Raw genomic sequence first — 18,070 nt, 5'->3', positions numbered from 1 at the left:
ATTTGGTTCAGGGGGAGTGCGCGCCGGTAACCTGAATCATTCGCTGGAAGCATCTCGCTTCGTCGCCCGTCGTCGTAATGAAGAGAGCACCGTGGCCGCCGACAAGATCGACACCATCGTCAGCCTGAGCAAGCGCCGTGGCTTCGTTTTCCCCTGCAGTGAGATCTACGGCGGCCAGAAGGCCGCCTGGGACTACGGACCGCTGGGTGTCGAGCTCAAGGAGAACCTCAAGCGTCAGTGGTGGCGCTACATGGTGACGTCGCGCGAGGACGTCGTGGGTATCGACTCGTCCGTCATCCTGGCCCCCGAGGTCTGGGTCGCCTCCGGCCATGTCGCCACCTTCACCGACCCGCTCACCGAGTGCACCTCCTGCCACAAGCGGTTCCGCGCGGACCACCTGGAGGAGGCGTACGAGGAGAAGAAGGGCCGCGCCCCCGAGAACGGCCTCGCCGACATCAACTGCCCGAACTGCGGCACCAAGGGCCAGTTCACCGAGCCCAAGCAGTTCTCCGGTCTGCTGTCGACGCACCTCGGCCCGACCCAGGACAGCGGCTCCGTCGCCTACCTGCGCCCCGAGACCGCGCAGGGCATCTTCACCAACTTCGCCCAGGTGCAGACCACCTCGCGCCGCAAGCCGCCGTTCGGCATCGCGCAGATGGGCAAGTCCTTCCGCAACGAGATCACGCCCGGCAACTTCATCTTCCGCACCCGCGAGTTCGAGCAGATGGAGATGGAGTTCTTCGTCAAGCCGGGCGAGGACGAGAAGTGGCAGGAGTACTGGATGGAGCAGCGCTGGAACTGGTACACCGGCCTGGGCCTGCGCGAGGAGAACATGCGGTGGTACGAGCACCCGCAGGAGAAGCTCTCCCACTACTCCAAGCGCACCGCTGACATCGAGTACCGCTTCCAGTTCGGCGGCAGCGAGTGGGGCGAGCTGGAGGGCGTCGCCAACCGCACCGACTACGACCTGAACGCGCACTCCAAGGCCTCCGGCCAGGACCTCTCCTTCTACGACCAGGAGGCCCAGGAGCGCTGGACGCCGTACGTCATCGAGCCCGCGGCCGGTGTCGGCCGGGCGATGCTGGCCTTCCTCCTCGACGCCTACGTCGAGGACGAGGCCCCCAACGCCAAGGGCAAGATGGAGAAGCGCACCGTGCTGCGCCTCGACCACCGCCTCGCCCCGGTGAAGGTGGCGGTGCTCCCGCTGTCCCGCAACCCCGAGCTGTCGCCGAAGGCCAAGGGTCTCGCCCAGGCGCTGCGCCAGAACTGGAACATCGAGTTCGACGACGCCGGCGCCATCGGCCGCCGCTACCGCCGCCAGGACGAGATCGGTACGCCGTACTGCGTGACGGTCGACTTCGACACCCTGGACGACAACGCGGTCACCGTGCGCGAGCGCGACACCATGAAGCAGGAGCGGATCTCCCTCGACCAGATCGAGGGGTACCTGGCCACGCGCCTCATCGGCAGCTAGGTTCCGTCCGCGAGGTCGTCATTGGCCCCCGATACAGGTGCCCGAGTGGTCCTGTATCGGGGGCCACGGCGTCGGCAGGCTGGGGTCCATGACCCTCGCATTCCTGCTGACCACCCTCGTTGTCGTCGTCACCCCCGGCACCGGCCTCGTCTACACGCTCGCCGCCGGGCTGTCCCGGGGGCGGCGGGCGAGCGTCGCGGCCGCCTTCGGGTGCACGCTCGCGATCGTCCCGCACGTACTGGCCACCGTCACCGGCGTCGCCGCGCTGCTGCACGCCGGCGGCACCGCCTTCCAGGTGCTGAAGTACGCCGGGGTCGCCTATCTGCTGCACATGGCCTGGGTCACGGTGCGGGAGAAGGGCGCGATCGACCTCGGCGAGCAGGGCGCGGCGCCCCTCACCCCGGGGCGGGTGATCGTACGGGCCGTGCTGATCAATCTGCTCAACCCGAAGGTGACGATCTTCTTCCTGGCCTTCCTGCCGCAGTTCGTGAGCCCGGCCGAGCCGCACGCCGTGCCCCGGATGCTGGCGCTGGGCGGGGTGTTCATGCTGGTGACCTTCGTGGTGTTCGCCGCCTTCGGGCTGCTCGCGGCGTCCGTGCGCAGCCATGTCGTGTCCCGGCCGCGGGTGATGACCTGGCTGCGCCGGACGTTCGCGGGCTCGTTCGTCGCGCTGGGCGCCCAACTGGCCTTCACTGCCCGCTAGGGACGGCTCACCGTCCTTGCAGCGACCTGACGTTGTCGCCGAAGGTCCAGTTCTTCGAGCCGTCCCAGTTGATCGACCAGGTCATCAGGCCCTTGAGGCCGCCGTTGTAGTGCCGCCAGGCCTGGGCGACCAGGCTCGGTGACATGTGGCCGCCGCCCGCGCCGGGCTGTGCGGGCAGGCCGGGAACCTGCTTGTCGTAGGGCACGCGGACGGTCGTCCCCTGGATCACGAGTCCCCGGTCGAGGCAGTCGGTCTGCGCGACGAAGCCCTGGACGGTGCCGGCGGCGTAGGAGTCGCCGGAGCAGCCGTACATGCTGCCGTTGTAGTACTGCATGTTGAGCCACCACAGGCGGCCGTTGTCGGCGTACTTCTTGACGATCGGCAGGTACGCGCCCCAGATCGAGCCGTAGACGACGCTGCCGCCGGTGACGTACGCGGTCTCCGGGGCCATGGTCAGGCCGAAGTTCGACGGCATCCGCGCCAGCACCCCGTCGATGATGCGGATCAGGTTGGCCTGGGACGGGGACAGCTGGTTGATGTTGCCGCTGCCGACCAGGCCGGTCTCGATGTCGATGTCGATGCCGTCGAAGTTGTACTTCTGCAGGATCGGCACGATCGTCGCGACGAAGCGGTCGGCGACCGCCGTCGAGCTGAGGTCGATGCCGGCGGTGGCGCCGCCGATGGAGAGCAGCAGCGTCTTGCCCGAGGCCTTCGCCGCGCACATCTCCGCGGGCGTCGCGACCTTCACGCCCGTGTCCATGCCGTCCTCCCACAGCGCGGTGCCGTCGGAGCGGATCACCGGGAACGCCGCGTTGATCACGTTGTAGCCGTGCGCGCCGATCCGGGAATCGGTGATCGGGGTCCAGCCGAAGGGCGGGTGGACCCCGCCTGCGGCTCCGTCCCAGTTCTCCCAGTAGCCCTGCAGGACCTTGCCGCCGGGCTTCGACTTCACGGCGCAGGTGTCGGCCGCCGCGGCGGGGGTCGCGACGGGGAGCTGGGTGAGGCAGGCGGTCGCCAGGGCGGCGGCCAGCAGGCGCAGGGCGCGGCGGATCATGCGAGGCCTCCCGGTGGGGGTCGGGGCGGGTGCGCGCGGGGTGTCGTAGACATGACAGTGCGCGCGGTCCAGACCATTCGTCAAGAGGTCTGGACCAGAAGGCGGGCCGCGCCCGAGGAGCGGTCCTGCGATGCTTCTGACAAATGACAGCTGACAGATATTGAAATCTGTCAGCTGTCATGCCAAGGTGGAGCCATGACGATGCACACACGCACTCTCGGATCCACCGGCCCCCAGGTGTCCGCCCTCGGCCTCGGCTGCATGGGCATGTCCGCGCTCTACGGAGAAGCGGACCGGGCCGAATCCCTCGCGACCATCCATGCCGCCCTGGACGCCGGCGTCACCCTGCTGGACACCGGCGACTTCTACGGCATGGGCCACAACGAGATGCTGATCGGCGAGGCCCTGCGGTCCGCCCCCGCCGCCCTGCGGGAGCAGGCGCGCATCAGCGTGAAGTTCGGCGCCCTGCGCGGCCCCGCCGGCGACTGGCTCGGCTTCGACGCGCGCCCGGCCACCGTGAAGACCTTCGCCGCCTACACCCTCCAGCGCCTCGGCGTCGACCACATCGACGTCTACCGGCCCTCCCGGCTCGACCCGGACGTGCCGGTCGAGGAGACGGTCGGCGCCATCGCCGAGCTGGTCGAGCAGGGGTACGTCCGGCACATCGGCCTCAGCGAGGTCGGTGCCGACACCCTCCGCCGGGCCGCCGCCACCGCCCCGATCTCCGACCTCCAGATCGAGTACTCGCTGATCTCCCGGGGCATCGAGGCGGAGATCCTGCCGACCGCCCGTGAGCTCGGCATCGGCGTCACCGCGTACGGCGTGCTCTCCCGCGGGCTGATCTCCGGGCACTTCACCGCCGACCGGCAGCTCGCGGCAGGCGACTTCCGGGCCGTCTCGCCCCGGTTCCAGGGCGAGAACCTCCAGCACAACCTGAACCTGGTGGAGGCGCTGCGCAAGATCGCCGAGCAGAAGGGCGTGAGCGTCGCACAGATCGCCATCGCCTGGGTGCTCTCGCGCGGCGAGGACATCGTGCCGCTGGTCGGCGCCCGCCGCCGGGACCGGCTGGCCGAGTCGCTGGGCGCGCTGGACGTGCTGCTGGACGAGGCCGATCTGCGGGCGATCGAGGAGGCCGTCCCGGCGGACGCCGCCGCGGGCGAGCGCTACTCGTCGCAGCAGATGGCGCACCTCGACAGCGAACGCTGATCCGGGCTCAGGGTACGGTCACCTCATGTCCCCGACCAGCGAGACCCTGACCGCCGAGCGCGTCCTCGAAGCGACCGAGGAGGTGCTGCGCCGCCACGGCCCGGCCAAGGCCACCGTGGTCGACGTGGCCCGCGCGCTCGGCGTCAGCCACGGCAGTGTCTACCGGCACTTCCGCACCAAGGCGGCACTGCGGGAGGCGGTCACCAAGCGGTGGCTGGACCGCACGTCCGAGGCGCTGGCCGGGATCGTCGCCGAGGACCGGGACGCGGAGAGCCGGCTGCGGGACTGGCTGCGGGGGCTGTTCGACGCCAAGCGCCGCAAGGCGGGCGACGACCCGGAGCTCTTCGCGACGTACATGGTGCTGACCGGGGAGAGCGGCGAGGCGGTCCCGGAGCACATCGCGGAGCTCACCGCCCAACTGGCCCGGATAGTCGAGGCGGGGGTGGCGGCAGGAGCCTTCACCGCCGCCGACCCGGAGATCACCGCGAGCGCGGTCTTCCAGGCCACCGGGCGCTTCCACGACCCCTGCTACGCCTCCGAGTGGGCGCTGCCCGGCGTGGAGGCGGACTTCGCGGCGGTGGTGGACCTGGTGGTGCGGGGGCTGCGCGCCTGAGCCCGGCGGGTCACGCCCCCGGGTCGACCGTCGCCTGGTGCGCCTCCTCCAGGTGCTCCTGCGCCTTCAGCCAGGGCAGGAACTGCGCGCCGCGGCGCCAGCCGCACGTGTCGCAGCTGATCGTGCGTTGCACCCCGGTGCGCTGCACGCGGACCACGTGCTCACGTCCGTGCTGATCCCACCGGCTGACCTTGCTCGTGTCGATCTGCGACATGACGCCTCCCGCGTCCGGTCCGGCGACCTGTTCGTCCGGCTGTCTCCTCGCGCAGCAAGGAGTGTGCAGCAGGATCAACATCAACGGGGATCTCTTCACGTCGAGTTGGCCAAGCTGTGCCCTGCGGTGCGGGGCCGCCGAGCGGGTTCAGGCCCGCTCGGCGGCCCCCACCGCCTGCCGGACCTCGCCCGACTCCAGGCGTTCGGCGGTCCGTTCGGCCGTCCTGCGGGCCCACCGGCCACTGGTCAGCACCCCGAGGAACAGCACCGCCGCGCCGCACAGCACGAGCACCCACCACCCCGGCCGGGCGGCCGTGACGAACGCCTCCCGGTACGAGGACGTCCCGATCCCCGCCGCCAGCACCGCGCCCACCACCGCGACCCCCAGCGTCTGACCGAGCTGGCGGCTGGTGGAGGCGACGGCGGCGGCGACGCCGGCCTGGGCCCGCGGCATCCCGGAGACCGCCGTGTTGGTGATCGGCGCGTTCACGAACCCGAAGCCCACACCGAACAGCAGGTACCCGGCGAACAGCGTGGCGTCGGACGTCTCGCCCTCGAACCCGGCGAACAGCACCGCGCTCGCGGTCATCGCCAGCCCCGCGATCAGCAGCGGTATCCGCGGCCCCCGGCTGCCCACCAGCCGGCCGGCCAGCGGGGCGCACAGGAACGTCGGCACCGCCATCGGCAGCATCCACAGCCCGGCGTGCAGCGCGTCCAGCCCCCGGACGTTCTGGAGGTAGAGCGTCGACAGGAACAGGAAGCCGCCCAGCGCCGCGAACGCGCTGATCGCTATCACGGTCGCCCCGCTGAACGGCGCCGAACGGAAGAACCTCAGGTCGATCAGCGGCTCGGCGCGCCGGGGCTCGTAGGCGAGCAGCCCCAGCAGGGCGGCGAGGGCCACCGCCGCGAACGGCAGCACCGTCGCGAGCCCGGCGCTCGGCGCCTCGATGATCGCGTAGGTCAGCGCCCCGAACAGCGCGATCACCAGCAACTGGCCCACGGGGTCGGGCCGCCGGGCCTTCGGGGCACGTGACTCGGGGACGAACCGCAGGGTCAGCAGCAGGGCGGCGGCGCCCACCGGCAGGTTGACCCAGAAGATCGCCCGCCAGTTCACCGCCTCCACCAGCAGGCCGCCGACCAGCGGGCCCATGGCCATCGAGATACCCACCACCGCGCCCCACGCGCCGATCGCGCGGGCCCGCTCGCGCGGGTCCGTGAAGGTGTTGGTGATGATCGACATGGCGACCGGGTTGAGCATCGAGCCGCCGACCGCCTGCACCATGCGGAAGATCACCAGCGTGTCCAGGCCGGGCGCCACCGAGCAGAGGGCCGAGCCGATGGTGAAGATCACCAGGCCCGCCATGAACACCCGCTTGCGGCCGATCCGGTCGGCGGTGGAGCCCGCGAGCATCAGCAGGGAGGCGAGGACGAGGGTGTACGCGTCGATCGCCCACTGGAGCCCCGACGTCCCGGTGTCCAGGTCCTCCTGCATGGAGGGCAGGGCCACGTTCAGGGCGGTGTTGTCCAGGCTCACGATCAGCAGGCTCATGCAGCAGATCGCGAGCACCAGCAGACGTCGGCGTGGGCTGAGCTCGGGCATGGTGTCCATCGTACGCCGATTTCGATAGTGCGGTTAACTAACGAATTTTACGAACTCATTGCACGGCACAATGGAGGAATGCCCACGCCCCTGCAGATCGGTCCGCACACCGTCCAGCCGCCCGTCGTCCTGGCCCCCATGGCCGGGATCACCAACGCGCCCTTCCGCACCCTGTGCAGGGAGTTCAGCGGGGGCAAGGGCCTGTTCGTGAGCGAGATGATCACGACCCGCGCGCTGGTCGAGCGCAACGAGAAGACCATGCAGCTGGTCCACTTCGACGCGAGCGAGCGGCCGCGGTCGATCCAGCTGTACGGCGTGGACCCGGCGACCGTCGGCAAGGCCGTCCGCATGATCGCGGAGGAGGACCTGGCCGACCACATCGACCTGAACTTCGGCTGCCCGGTGCCGAAGGTGACCCGCAAGGGCGGCGGCTCCGCACTGCCGTACAAGCGCAACCTGCTGCGCGCCATCCTGCGCGAGGCGGTCAGCGGCGCCGGTGAGCTGCCGGTCACGATGAAGATGCGCAAGGGCATCGACGACGACCACATCACCTACCTCGACGCCGGCCGGATCGCCGTGGAGGAGGGCGTGACCGCCGTCGCCCTGCACGGCCGCACCGCCGCCGAGCACTACGGCGGCACGGCCGACTGGGACGCCATCGCCCGGCTCAAGGAGCACGTTCCGGAGATCCCCGTGCTCGGCAACGGCGACATCTGGTCGGCCGAGGACGCGGTGCGGATGGTGCGGGAGACCGGCTGCGACGGCGTCGTGGTCGGGCGCGGCTGCCTGGGGCGGCCGTGGCTGTTCGCCGATCTGGTGGCCGCCTTCGAGGGGCGCGATCAGGACCTCGCCCGGCCCGGCCTGCGCGAGGTCGCCGACGTGATGGTCCGGCACGCGACCCTGCTCGGGGAGTGGATCGGCGACGAGGCGCGCGGCGTCATCGACTTCCGCAAGCACGTCGCCTGGTACCTGAAGGGCTTCGCGGTCGGCTCCGAGATGCGCCGGCGCCTCGCCGTCACGTCCTCGCTCGCCGAACTGCGCGCCGGGCTGGACGAACTGGACCTCGACCAGCCCTGGCCGACCGGCGCCGACGGGCCCCGCGGCCGTACGTCCGGCAACAACCGGGTGGTGCTGCCGGACGGCTGGCTGAAGGACCCCTACGACTGCGCGGGCATCGGCGAGGACGCCGAACTGGACACCTCCGGCGGCTGATCAGCCGGTCTTCCGGGACGGCGTCGAGCCGTACGCCGTCAGGAAGCGGTCCCGGAAGTCGCTCATCTTCCACACCGGGGCGTCCTGCGCCGGCCGCAGCCCGTCCGTCCAGCCCCAGCTCGCGATCTTGTCCAGCACCTTCGGGTCCTTGGCGACGACCGTCACCGGCACGTCCCGGCTGGCGCGGTGGCCGCTGACCCGGGCGATGGGCTGGTGGTCGCCGAGGAAGACCATGACGGTGTCCTCGGTGCCGTACCGCTCCAGCCACTGGGTGAGGCTGGTGACGGAGTACTGCACGGACTTGCCGTACTCCTCCTTGGAGCGGTCGCTGTCCGCGATGATGTCGGACGGCTTCGTGCCCGCCTGCTGGATCGGCCCGAAGAGCGAGCCGTCGCCCAGGTCCTCCCAGTCGACCATCTTCGGCAGCGGCGACCAGGGCTGGTGACTGGAGGTCAGGATGATCTCCGCCATCAGCGGCTTGTCGCGCTTCTTGCCGTGCTGCAGGCGCTGGAACGCCTCCAGGGCGTACTGGTCCGGCATGGTCGACCAGCTGAACTTCGGACCCTTGTAGCCGAGTTCGAAGGCGTCGTAGACGCTGTCCAGCCCGTAGAACTTCGCCTCCGGCCAGCCCTTGCGCACACCCGGCATCACCCCGACCGTCTCCCAGTCGCCGGTCTTCTGGAACGCCTTCGTCAGGGTGAGGTGGTCGCCGGAGGTGACGGTCCGGTAGCGCTGCTGGCTGTCGATCCACAGACCGGACAGGAACGTGGAGTGGCCGAGCCAGCTGCTGCCGCCGTAGGTCGCCGACGTCAGCCAGCCGCTCTTCGAGGCGAAGCCGGCCTCGGTGAGCGACTCGGTGCCGGAGTCCAGGGTCCGGCGGACGCCGGGGGCGATCCGGGGGTCCTCGATCGCGCTGCGGCCGTAGCTCTCTATGAAGGCGAAGATGACGTCCTTGCCCCGCAGGCCCGGCACGAGTTGCTCGCCCGGCGTCCCGCCGAAGACGTCCGTGCGGGCCTCCCGCTCGAACGCCGCCTCGTCCCGCAGCGTCGCCTGCACCCGCCGCACCTGCACCTCCACCAGCACCGACGCGTGGTCGGTCGCGAGCGGCAGCGAGCCCGTCTGGAGGCCCAGCGCGGACGTCAGCGTCCAGACGACGGCGGCGGCGAGCGTGGAGCGGACGGCGACCGCGCGGTGCCGGGCGAGCACACTGCTCAGCCGGACCGTGGCCAGGATCATCGCCGCGAACACCAGGACGGCGAGCAGGATCGCGCCGACGGCGAGCGCCGTGGCGCCCGCGCTGCCCATCGCGTCCTCCATGTACGCCTGGGCGTCGTCCAGCAGGCCCCAGTCGAGGACCAGGTTGAAGCCCCGGCCGAGGTACTCGTAGAAGCCCATGTCGAGCACGTTCAGGGCGGTCAGCGCGGCGAGCCCGAGACCGCCCAGGACGGCCGCCACCAGCCGGGGGCGGCGCGGCAGCACCAGCAGGACGGCGGCGCCGATGATCGCCTCGACCGGAAGGCGCAGGAACTTGCCCGGGGTGAGGGTGTGCAGGGTGTTCGGCAGCAGCAACGCGCCCAGCACCAGCAGCACGGAGACGGCGGTGGCGAGGTGGCGCAGTACGCGCACGGCGGTGGGATGCGCGGCACGCCACCGCGTGAGGCGGCCGGACGGGGCGTCGGCCTCGGGGGTCTGCGCAGCGGTGTCCGACGGGCTCTGCGACGGGCTGTCCGGAGGGCCGTCCGGAGCGGTCTCCGGCGCGTCCTCGGTCGTTCGCGGTTGACGCGTGAAGACAGCCACCCCTGGGTCCCTCCGTACGAAAGCGCCGAAAAGTGGCGGACCCGGCGTGGGGGAACGGGTCCGCCACCCTCACGTACGGCCCGCCGCCCCGTCGCGTTCAGTGCACACCGAAATATCACCGCCGACCGGTGGGTCGGCCGGTCCGCCCCGGCTACCGTAGAGTTACGTCTCTTCACCACGCAAAACTCATCGCGTAATGCAGGGTTGGGAAACACAAGGGGGTGCGCATGACCGGACGCAACACGGCCCAGGCCGGCGCGGGGGAGCTGCTCGGACTGGTCCGCAGCGGCCGCGCCACCACACGCGGAGCGCTCCAGCAGGCCACCGGCCTGTCCCGGGCGACCGTCGGCCAGCGCCTCGACCGCCTCTTCCGCGCCGGCTGGCTGCGCGAGGGCGCCGGCGGCCCGGTGGACTCCCCGCTCGGCGGACGCCCCGCCATCACCCTGGAGTTCGACGACGCGCACGCGGTCGTCCTCGCCGCCGACCTCGACACCCGCCACGCCCGCGCGGCGATCCTCTCCCTGACCGGGGAGATACTCGCCGAGCACACCGGCACCCTGGTCATCGAGGACGGCCCGGAGCCGGTCCTCGGCGAACTCGGCCGGTGGTTCGCGCGGATGCTGCGGGAGGGCGGCCACCGCGCCGACCAGGTCTGCGGCATCGGCCTCGCGGTCCCCGGCCCCGTCGACACCGACACCGGCCGGGTGGTCCAGCCCCCGATCATGCCGGGCTGGGACTGCTACGACATCCGCGGCCGGCTGGCCGGGGCGTTCTCCGAGCACTCGGGCGCCGGGCCCGTCCCGGTCCTGGTCGACAACGACGCGAACCTGATGGCCTACGGCGAACAGCGCACCGCTCACCCCGGCTGCTCGGCGTTCGTCCTCGTGAAGGTCTCCACGGGCATCGGCGCGGGCGTCGTCGTCGACGGCTCGGTCTACCGGGGCTTGGACGGCGGCGCGGGGGACATCGGGCACATCCGGGTGCCGGAGGGCGCGGACGCGCTGTGCCGGTGCGGTTCCCACGGCTGTCTGGCCGCCGTCGCGAGCGGAGGCGCAGTGGCCCGGCGGCTGGCCGAGGCGGGTGTGCCGGCGGCGTCCGGTTCGGACGTGCGGGAGCTGCTGGCGGCCGGACACCCCGAGGCGGTGGGGCTGGCACGGGAGGCCGGGCGCCGGGTCGGCGAGGTGCTGGCGACCGTCGTGACGCTGCTGAACCCCGGGGTGCTGATGGTGGCCGGGGATTTGGCCGGAACTCCCTTCCTGACCGGCGTGCGGGAACTGCTCTACGAGCGGGCGCTGCCGCGCTCCACGGCCCGGCTGGAGATCGTGACCTCACGGCTCGGGGAGCGGGCCGGGCTGGTGGGGGCCGGTGCGCTGGTCGTGGAGCACCTGTACGCGCCGGAGCGGGTGGAGGAGCGACTGCGGGCGCTGGGCGTGTGACAGGCACGTTTCCGTCTCCCGACCACGTCCGCATGGTGAAATCCCGCCGCCTGTGGCAGCGTGATTCTCGCCACCCCTGATAAGGGTTGCGCTCAGATGAGCGGATCTTGGGCGACTGCACTTCTCCAAGGGGTGGCACTGAGTGCCACCCCTTGATCGTTCATCGATCGAAATCAGGCGTGGCGGATGCCGCTCAAATGAGCGGTTTTCCTGGCCTGCTGAGGCCGCCGCGTTCAAGAAGTGAAAACATGGGCCCGTCACCGCATACCAAGCCTTGACTTTCGATCCGGTGGCGGACGAGTGGTTACAGGCGCATGACGCGTAAGTGGACGTACCCAGGCGCCTTCGATCTGGGTATGTTCCTCGCCGTCAGGGCAGCCACCGCGTCCTCGAGGAGTCGAGACCGTGTCGGAAAACAAAGATCCCCAGGTAGCCGAATCCGGCACCAGCGTTGAGGGCGTGAAGTTCGTTTACGACTTCACCGAGGGCAACAAGGACCTCAAGGACCTCCTCGGCGGCAAAGGCGCGAACCTCGCCGAGATGACCAACCTGGGCCTTCCCGTCCCCCCGGGCTTCACCATCACCACCGAGGCCTGCAAGGTCTACCTCGACAGCGGCGAGGAGCCCGCGGCACTGCGTGACGAGGTGAGTGCGCACCTCGACGCGCTGGAGCAGACGATGGGCAAGAAGCTCGGACAGGCCGACGACCCCCTCCTCGTGTCGGTCCGCTCCGGTGCCAAGTTCTCCATGCCCGGCATGATGGACACGGTCCTCAACATCGGTCTGTCGGACAAGTCCGTCCAGGGGCTGGCCAAGCAGGCCGGCGACGACCGCTTCGCCTGGGACTCCTACCGCCGCCTCATCCAGATGTTCGGCAAGACCGTCCTCGGCGTCGACGGGGAGCTGTTCGAGGAGGCGCTGGAGAAGGCCAAGCAGGCCAAGAAGGTCACGGTCGACACCGAGCTGGAGGCCGCGGACCTCAAGAAGCTGGTCACCGCCTTCAAGAAGATCGTCAAGAAGGAGGCCGGCCGGGACTTCCCGCAGGACCCGCGCGAGCAGATGGACCTCGCGATCCACGCGGTCTTCGACTCCTGGAACACCGACCGGGCCAAGCTCTACCGCCGCCAGGAGCGCATCCCGCACGACCTCGGCACCGCCGTCAACGTCTGCTCGATGGTCTTCGGCAACCTCGGCCCCGACTCCGGCACCGGCGTCGCCTTCACCCGCGACCCCGCCTCCGGCCACCAGGGCGTCTACGGCGACTACCTTCAGAACGCCCAGGGCGAGGACGTGGTGGCGGGCATCCGCAACACCGTGCCGCTCGCGGAGCTGGAGCAGATCGACAAGAAGTCGTACGACCAGCTGATGCAGATCATGGAGACGCTGGAGAACCACTACAAGGACCTGTGCGACATCGAGTTCACGATCGAGCGCGGTCAGCTGTGGATGCTCCAGACCCGCGTCGGCAAGCGCACCGCCGGAGCCGCCTTCCGGATCGCGACCCAGCTCGTCGACCAGGGCCTGATCGACGAGGCCGAGGCCCTCCAGCGGGTCAACGGCGCCCAGCTCGCCCAGCTGATGTTCCCGCGCTTCGACGACAGCGCCAAGGTCGAGCAGGTCGGCCGGGGCATCGCGGCCTCGCCGGGCGCGGCGGTCGGCAAGGCGGTCTTCGACTCGTACACCGCGGTGAAGTGGTCGCGCTCCGGCGAGAAGGTCATCCTGATCCGCCGGGAGACCAACCCCGACGACCTGGACGGCATGATCGCGGCCGAGGGCATCCTGACCTCGCGCGGCGGCAAGACCTCCCACGCGGCCGTGGTCGCGCGCGGCATGGGCAAGACCTGTGTCTGCGGCGCGGAGGAGCTGGAGGTCGACACCAAGCGCCGCCGGATGACGGTGCCGGGCGGCCGGGTGGTGGAGGAGGGCGACCTCATCTCCATCGACGGCTCCTCGGGCAAGGTGTACCTCGGCGAGGTGCCGGTGGTCCCGTCCCCGGTCGTCGAGTACTTCGAGGGCCGGATGCACGCGGGCGCGGACGACGCCGACGAACTGGTCGAGGCGGTGCACCGCATCATGGCGTTCGCGGACCGCAAGCGCCGGCTGCGGGTGCGGGCCAACGCGGACAACGCCGAGGACGCGCTGCGGGCCCGTCGCTTCGGCGCGCAGGGCATCGGCCTGTGCCGTACCGAGCACATGTTCCTCGGTGACCGCCGTGAGCTGGTCGAGCGCCTGATCCTGGCCGACACGGAGACGGAGCGCGAGGAGTCGCTGAAGGAGCTGCTGCCGCTGCAGAAGCAGGATTTCGTGGAGCTCTTCGAGGCGATGGACGGCCTGCCGGTCACCATCCGGCTGCTCGACCCGCCGCTGCACGAGTTCCTCCCCGACATCACCGAGCTGTCGGTCCGTGTGGCCCTCGCGGAGTCCCGCCAGGAGCCGCACGAGAACGAACTGCGCCTGCTCCAGGCCGTCCACCGGCTGCACGAGCAGAACCCGATGCTGGGCCTGCGCGGCGTCCGGCTCGGCCTGGTCATCCCCGGACTGTTCACGATGCAGGTCCGGGCGATCGCCGAGGCGGCGGCCGCGCGCAAGGCGGCGAAGGGCGACCCGCGTGCCGAGGTCATGATCCCGCTGGTCGGCACGGTGCAGGAGCTCGAACTGGTCCGCGACGAGGCCGACCAGGTCATCGCCGAGGTCGAGGCCGCGACCGACACGAAGCTGAAGCTGGCGATCGGCACCATGATCGAGCTGCCGCGCGCCGCGCTGACCGCCGCTCAGATCGCCGAGGCCGCGGAGTTCTTCTCCTTCGGCACCAACGACCTGACGCAGACGGTGTGGGGCTTCAGCCGGGACGACGTGGAGGCCTCGTTCTTCACCGCGTACCTGGAGAAGGGCATCTTCGGCGTCTCCCCGTTCGAGACGATCGACAAGGACGGCGTGGGCTCGCTGGTCGCCGCCGCCGCGAAGGCCGGCCGCGAGACCCGCCCCGGCCTCAAGCTCGGCGTCTGCGGCGAGCACGGCGGTGACCCGGAGTCGGTGCACTTCTTCCACGAGGTCGGCCTGGACTACGTCTCCTGCTCGCCGTTCCGCATCCCGGTGGCGCGGCTGGAGGCGGGCCGCGCGGCCTCGCAGTCGACGGGCAGCGACCACCGCTGACCCAGGGCCCCGGAACCGCCGTTGATCCCCGACCCTCACGATCCGGCGGCGGCTCCGGCGTACCGGGAGAGGGCGGCACCCTTGTGCGGGGGTGCCGCCCTCTTCGGCGTGCCGGGGACTCCGGGCCGCGCGCGCTACCGGACCTCGGCGGGGTCGTCCAGGTCCGCGGCGAGGCGGCGCAGCGGGGGGCCGTACTCGGGGTCGGCCAGGGCGGCGGCGAACTGGGCGGTGAGGTAGGCGAGCGGGTTGCCGGTGTCGTACCAGCGGCCCTGGATGACCTGCCCGTACACCGCGCGGCTGCCGGCGTAGGCGTTGATGGCGTCGGTCAGGTAGATCTCGCCGGTCCGGTGCTCGTACCAGCGCTTGGTCTGCTCCCGCAGCTCGTCCACGATCCCCGGGGTGACGACGTACCCGCCGATGGCCGCGTAGGCCGAGGGCGCGTCCTGCGGCTTGGGCTTCTCCACCAGGCCGGTGATGCGCAGCAGCCCTTCGTCCAGATCCTCCCTGACCACGGGCACGCCGTAGCGCTGGGAGTCGCCCGGGTCCATCGGCATCAGCGCGAGGACCGGGCAGCTGGTGGCCTCGTAGGCCCGGATCAGCTGCTGGGCCCGCGGCACCTCGGCGACGAACACGTCGTCCGGCCACAGCACGAGCATCGGCTCGTCGCCGAAGTTGCGGGCGGCGTTGAGCACGGGCGTGCCGTTGCCGTACGGGCCGTGCTGGTCGAGGTAGGTGATGTGGCCGAGCCGGGACAGCTCGCCGACCTCCTCCACGGCGTCCGCGTACGCCGCCTTGCCGTCGGCCCGCAGCTGCGCGACCAGCGCGGGGTTGGGCCGGAAGTGGTCCTGGATCAGGCCCTTGCCGCCCGAGACGACGATGGTGATGTCGGTGATGCCGGACGCCACGAGTTCCCGGACGGTGTGCTCGATGACGGGTTTGTCGCCGACGGGCAGCATCTCCTTGGGCGTGGCCTTGGTCAGCGGCAGAAGCCTGGAACCGAGGCCGGCGGCGGGAATGACTGCCCTGCGGATGGTCGTGGCCATGGAGCCCCCAGAGGCGGAAGTGGGTGTCGAGGAACGGGATGTGGTGGCGGTGAGTCTTCCACCCGGACGTGTACCGCCGAGGGACTGCGCATGCCCGTGGCGTGGAGGAACGCCGCTCGCGGCCCGGGTCCGGGCGAGGGGCAACCGGGTGACGGTTGTTGCCCGGGACCGGCGTGCGTCGTTAGGCGGGACATGATCAAGAAGCTCGTCTGTGTCTCCGTCATGGCCACCGCGCTCGTGGCCGCCGCCCCCGCCGCCCAGGCCGCCCCGGCTCCCGACCCGACCCAGGAGGTGCCCGCCACCGCCCTGCTGAGCGGTGTGCTCGGCGCGCTGGAGGTGGGACACCCGGTCACCTCCCTGAACACGATCCTCCCCAACGGCCTCACCGGCCACTGAGTCACGCGTCGCAGGCGACGCCGTCGCCGTCCCGGTCCAGGTGCGAGGCGTAGCCGGGTTCACCGCGATGGATCGGGGCGGCACCGGCCGCCCGTGCCTCGGTGCAGTTGCCGTAGTAGACCGTGCCGGCGCCGGACGAGTCGTCCGAGCCGCCGCCGGCCGCGGGCTCGGCGGTGACCGTCCGGGTCGCGGTGACCGTCTTCGTGACGGTCACCGTGGGCGCCGGTGCGGCCTCGGGGGTCCGCGTCACCGTCGCGGTCGCCGTCGCGGTGACGGTCTGCGTCGGTGCCGGCGCGGCGGCCGCCGGCTTCGCGTCGGTCGTCTTCTCGCCGTCGCCGCCGCCCGCTCCGATGCCGGCGCCGAGGAAGAGGGCCAGGGCCAGCGCGGGCATTACGTACCGTTTGCGGGCCCACCCGGGGGCGGGGCGAACGGCGGGTGGTGGCGGTGGGATGTACGGGTTGGTCATCTCGTCCCCCCAGACGTGTTACGTGAGGGGATGAACGTAATGCCGGGTCGCGTGGCACACGGGCGATGTGGCCATTTCGTGACACTTGTGGGCGTCAGGTGGAGGTCCAGCCGCTCCACCGGGTGACCCGGACGGCGACCACGGGCCCTGGGGGAGGGGAGTCGCCGTACTGGTCGTCCCGGGCGTACTTGCCGCGCAGCGACGCGAGGGCGTGCCGGCGTTCCGCCCCGTCCTGAAGGATCTCCCCCCGGCCGTCGGCGCGGGCCCACCACAGTGCCGACCAGTCCTCGTCGTAGTGGTCGGCCAGCACCGCTACAGCAGGGTTCTCCCGGATGTTGCGCAACCGGCGCAGGTCCCAGGTGCTCTTGGGCTTGTGGTCCACGGCGAAGTACACGACCTCGGCGACGACGACGAACGTCACCGGCACCAGGTGCGGCACCCCGCCGGCGCCGGCCGTCGCCAGCCGCGCCACGGGCGCGGTGACGAATCGCCGCCTGGCGTCGGCGGGGGAGAGCCTCATACGTCCACCGTGCCACGCGGCGGACCCGGGTGGCCCGGCGTCAGAGCCGAACGGCCACCCCGTTGAACGTCGTCTGCGGCGTCTGCGGGCTGGTGAAGCGGGCGTTGACCAGGTAGAGGCGGTCGCCGTGGCGGGCCGCGGTGGTGGGCACGTCGAACCGGGGGTCGGTGATCGTGCGGGTCAGGGAGGCGCTGCGCAGGTCGCGGGAGAGCGACCAGACGCTGATCAGGTTGAGGCGGTTCTGGACGACGTACAGGGTGTGGCCGACGCGGACCAGGCCGTCGCCGTTCACGACCGATTCCGCGCCGCGCAGGCGGATCCTCGTGGCGTACCCGGTGCGCAGCGACACGTGGTACAGCTCGCCCGGGGTGCTCTTCACGACGATCAGGCCACGCCCGTCGGGGGTCGCCACGAGGCCGTTGGCGTTGTTGACGTCGGGCGTCTGCGTCCAGTCGCCCGTCAGGGGCAGGGCGCGGACCTCTTCGCGGCCCCCTCCGCGCACCCCACCGCGGCCGCCGCGCGGGACGCCGTGAAGGACCGCCGCGCGGGAGTCCGTGAACCAGGCCCGGTCGCCGGTCAGGACGACGTCGTTGACGAACTGACCCGAGGTGGCGGTCAGTTGGTAGGTCCGCAGGAGTTCGCCGGTGTGCGCGTGCAGCACGCGAGCCGTCCCGCCGCCGCCCCCGGCCACGTACAGCAGGCCGTCGCGGTCCAGCTTCAGGCCGATGGACGCGGTGCCTGCCGCGCCGGGGTGGACGGTCTCGTAGGCGCCGGTGCGCAGGTCCGTGCGCAGGACGGCGCCGTCGGCGCGGGAGCCCATGTACGCGTACGGCCTGTCGCCGATGGTGATGCCCTCGGGGAGGAAGCCGTCGGGGAGCGGGAACTCCGTCGGCCACCTGCCCTTCGTGCTCGCCCGTGCCGGGCCGGCCGCGGTGGCCACCGTGAGCGCGGCGGCCACGCCGCCGAGCACGGCGCGCCGGGACGGCTGGGGATGGTTCCGAGTCATGGATCGCGCCTCCGTGAGGGTGGGGCAGGAAGAGTCGGTGGGACTCGATGAAACCTCTCGTTCCGGCCGGGCTCGACCGCCTCGGCGAACTCGACAGGAACTCGACAGCGACCCGACGGGCCGCCCTCCCGGGGCGTGACCGTGCCCCACCGACCTCTCACCAGCCCGTCAGGGCGCG

Annotated in this window: 16 protein-coding genes; 8 read left to right on the top strand and 8 right to left on the bottom strand. The window is 71.2% G+C overall.

Translation table 11 applies throughout. The annotated features are described in order from the left end of the window. Positions 1 to 91: 91 nt before the first annotated feature. Both ACIP2X_RS26415 and ACIP2X_RS26410 read left to right on the top strand, forming a co-directional pair. Entirely contained in the window at positions 92 to 1,474 is a 1,383-nt protein-coding gene (locus ACIP2X_RS26415; protein WP_401677018.1) for a glycine--tRNA ligase, read from the top strand. 88 nt (positions 1,475 to 1,562) lie between these two features. Then, positions 1,563 to 2,177, top strand: coding sequence for a LysE family translocator (locus ACIP2X_RS26410; RefSeq protein WP_401677016.1), 615 nt, complete (start codon positions 1,563 to 1,565; stop codon positions 2,175 to 2,177). 7 nt (positions 2,178 to 2,184) lie between these two features. On the opposite strand, the gene ACIP2X_RS26405 is transcribed toward ACIP2X_RS26410, so the two are convergent. Then, positions 2,185 to 3,231: a chitinase gene (locus ACIP2X_RS26405; RefSeq protein ID WP_401677014.1), complete on the bottom strand. Its 1,047-nt coding sequence runs from the start codon at positions 3,229 to 3,231 to the stop codon at positions 2,185 to 2,187. Positions 3,232 to 3,426: 195 nt separating this feature from the next. On the opposite strand from ACIP2X_RS26405, the gene ACIP2X_RS26400 reads away from it, so the two are divergent. Together ACIP2X_RS26400 and ACIP2X_RS26395 are read left to right on the top strand one after the other, a co-directional pair. Then, on the top strand, positions 3,427 to 4,437 hold the full coding sequence (locus tag ACIP2X_RS26400) for an aldo/keto reductase (RefSeq protein WP_401677012.1): 1,011 nt from the start codon (positions 3,427 to 3,429) through the stop codon (positions 4,435 to 4,437). 25 nt (positions 4,438 to 4,462) lie between these two features. Beyond that, positions 4,463 to 5,050: a TetR family transcriptional regulator gene (locus ACIP2X_RS26395; protein ID WP_401677010.1), complete on the top strand. Its 588-nt coding sequence runs from the start codon at positions 4,463 to 4,465 to the stop codon at positions 5,048 to 5,050. Between the two features lie 10 nt (positions 5,051 to 5,060). On the opposite strand, the gene ACIP2X_RS26390 is transcribed toward ACIP2X_RS26395, so the two are convergent. Both ACIP2X_RS26390 and ACIP2X_RS26385 read right to left on the bottom strand, forming a co-directional pair. Continuing rightward, the gene (locus ACIP2X_RS26390) at positions 5,061 to 5,264 is read right to left on the bottom strand and encodes a hypothetical protein (protein ID WP_401677008.1); all 204 of its coding nucleotides are present in this window, start codon (positions 5,262 to 5,264) and stop codon (positions 5,061 to 5,063) included. Positions 5,265 to 5,411: 147 nt separating this feature from the next. Continuing rightward, a complete protein-coding gene (locus ACIP2X_RS26385) occupies positions 5,412 to 6,863 on the bottom strand; it encodes an MFS transporter (protein ID WP_401677006.1) in 1,452 nt (483 codons plus the stop codon). A gap of 78 nt (positions 6,864 to 6,941) precedes the next feature. Between ACIP2X_RS26385 and dusB the strand changes: the two genes are divergently transcribed. Continuing rightward, positions 6,942 to 8,075: a tRNA dihydrouridine synthase DusB gene (dusB, locus tag ACIP2X_RS26380; protein WP_401677005.1), complete on the top strand. Its 1,134-nt coding sequence runs from the start codon at positions 6,942 to 6,944 to the stop codon at positions 8,073 to 8,075. Here dusB and ACIP2X_RS26375 read toward each other — a convergent pair whose 3' ends face one another. After that, the gene (locus tag ACIP2X_RS26375; RefSeq protein WP_401677003.1) at positions 8,076 to 9,872 is read right to left on the bottom strand and encodes a CDP-alcohol phosphatidyltransferase; all 1,797 of its coding nucleotides are present in this window, start codon (positions 9,870 to 9,872) and stop codon (positions 8,076 to 8,078) included. It abuts the gene before it with no gap. A 227-nt stretch (positions 9,873 to 10,099) separates the two neighbouring features. On the opposite strand from ACIP2X_RS26375, the gene ACIP2X_RS26370 reads away from it, so the two are divergent. Together ACIP2X_RS26370 and ppdK are read left to right on the top strand one after the other, a co-directional pair. Further along, positions 10,100 to 11,308, top strand: a complete 1,209-nt coding sequence (locus ACIP2X_RS26370) for an ROK family protein (RefSeq protein ID WP_401677001.1) — start codon at positions 10,100 to 10,102, stop codon at positions 11,306 to 11,308. Positions 11,309 to 11,713: 405 nt separating this feature from the next. Further along, positions 11,714 to 14,461, top strand: a complete 2,748-nt coding sequence (ppdK, locus tag ACIP2X_RS26365) for a pyruvate, phosphate dikinase (protein WP_401676999.1) — start codon at positions 11,714 to 11,716, stop codon at positions 14,459 to 14,461. A gap of 134 nt (positions 14,462 to 14,595) precedes the next feature. Here ppdK and ACIP2X_RS26360 read toward each other — a convergent pair whose 3' ends face one another. Further along, positions 14,596 to 15,504: a UTP--glucose-1-phosphate uridylyltransferase gene (locus tag ACIP2X_RS26360; protein WP_401676997.1), complete on the bottom strand. Its 909-nt coding sequence runs from the start codon at positions 15,502 to 15,504 to the stop codon at positions 14,596 to 14,598. A gap of 192 nt (positions 15,505 to 15,696) precedes the next feature. Here ACIP2X_RS26360 and ACIP2X_RS26355 point away from each other — a divergent pair, with 192 nt between their 5' ends. Next, a complete protein-coding gene (locus ACIP2X_RS26355; protein ID WP_401676995.1) occupies positions 15,697 to 15,900 on the top strand; it encodes a hypothetical protein in 204 nt (67 codons plus the stop codon). A gap of 1 nt (position 15,901) precedes the next feature. Here the strand turns inward: ACIP2X_RS26355 and ACIP2X_RS26350 are convergent, their stop codons facing one another. The 3 genes from ACIP2X_RS26350 to ACIP2X_RS26340 all read right to left on the bottom strand — a co-directional run bounded on the left by ACIP2X_RS26350 (position 15,902) and on the right by ACIP2X_RS26340 (position 17,892). Further along, the gene (locus tag ACIP2X_RS26350; protein WP_401676993.1) at positions 15,902 to 16,366 is read right to left on the bottom strand and encodes an excalibur calcium-binding domain-containing protein; all 465 of its coding nucleotides are present in this window, start codon (positions 16,364 to 16,366) and stop codon (positions 15,902 to 15,904) included. 94 nt (positions 16,367 to 16,460) lie between these two features. Next, complete coding sequence (locus ACIP2X_RS26345) at positions 16,461 to 16,886, bottom strand: TIGR03668 family PPOX class F420-dependent oxidoreductase (RefSeq protein ID WP_401676991.1); 426 nt, start codon at positions 16,884 to 16,886, stop codon at positions 16,461 to 16,463. A gap of 40 nt (positions 16,887 to 16,926) precedes the next feature. Next, positions 16,927 to 17,892, bottom strand: coding sequence for a superoxide dismutase (locus ACIP2X_RS26340; RefSeq protein ID WP_401676989.1), 966 nt, complete (start codon positions 17,890 to 17,892; stop codon positions 16,927 to 16,929). Between the last annotated feature and the right edge of the window lie 178 nt (positions 17,893 to 18,070).

The organism is Streptomyces sp. NPDC089424 (genome assembly GCF_044749345.1).
Classification (GTDB): Bacteria; Actinomycetota; Actinomycetes; order Streptomycetales; family Streptomycetaceae; genus Streptomyces.
Note: the sequence above shows the minus strand (reverse complement) of the source record. Positions and strands in the feature narration are given on the sequence as shown.

Coding starts and splice junctions, on each gene's coding strand:
- dusB (WP_401677005.1), top strand. CDS start 6,942: ATGCCCACGCCCCTGCAGATCGGTCCGCACACCGTCCAGCCGCCCGTC.
- ACIP2X_RS26355 (WP_401676995.1), top strand. CDS start 15,697: ATGATCAAGAAGCTCGTCTGTGTCTCCGTCATGGCCACCGCGCTCGTG.
- ACIP2X_RS26350 (WP_401676993.1), bottom strand. CDS start 16,366: ATGACCAACCCGTACATCCCACCGCCACCACCCGCCGTTCGCCCCGCC.
- ACIP2X_RS26345 (WP_401676991.1), bottom strand. CDS start 16,886: ATGAGGCTCTCCCCCGCCGACGCCAGGCGGCGATTCGTCACCGCGCCC.
- ACIP2X_RS26395 (WP_401677010.1), top strand. CDS start 4,463: ATGTCCCCGACCAGCGAGACCCTGACCGCCGAGCGCGTCCTCGAAGCG.
- ACIP2X_RS26390 (WP_401677008.1), bottom strand. CDS start 5,264: ATGTCGCAGATCGACACGAGCAAGGTCAGCCGGTGGGATCAGCACGGA.
- ACIP2X_RS26410 (WP_401677016.1), top strand. CDS start 1,563: ATGACCCTCGCATTCCTGCTGACCACCCTCGTTGTCGTCGTCACCCCC.
- ACIP2X_RS26360 (WP_401676997.1), bottom strand. CDS start 15,504: ATGGCCACGACCATCCGCAGGGCAGTCATTCCCGCCGCCGGCCTCGGT.
- ACIP2X_RS26400 (WP_401677012.1), top strand. CDS start 3,427: ATGACGATGCACACACGCACTCTCGGATCCACCGGCCCCCAGGTGTCC.
- ACIP2X_RS26405 (WP_401677014.1), bottom strand. CDS start 3,231: ATGATCCGCCGCGCCCTGCGCCTGCTGGCCGCCGCCCTGGCGACCGCC.
- ACIP2X_RS26385 (WP_401677006.1), bottom strand. CDS start 6,863: ATGCCCGAGCTCAGCCCACGCCGACGTCTGCTGGTGCTCGCGATCTGC.
- ACIP2X_RS26370 (WP_401677001.1), top strand. CDS start 10,100: ATGACCGGACGCAACACGGCCCAGGCCGGCGCGGGGGAGCTGCTCGGA.
- ACIP2X_RS26340 (WP_401676989.1), bottom strand. CDS start 17,892: ATGACTCGGAACCATCCCCAGCCGTCCCGGCGCGCCGTGCTCGGCGGC.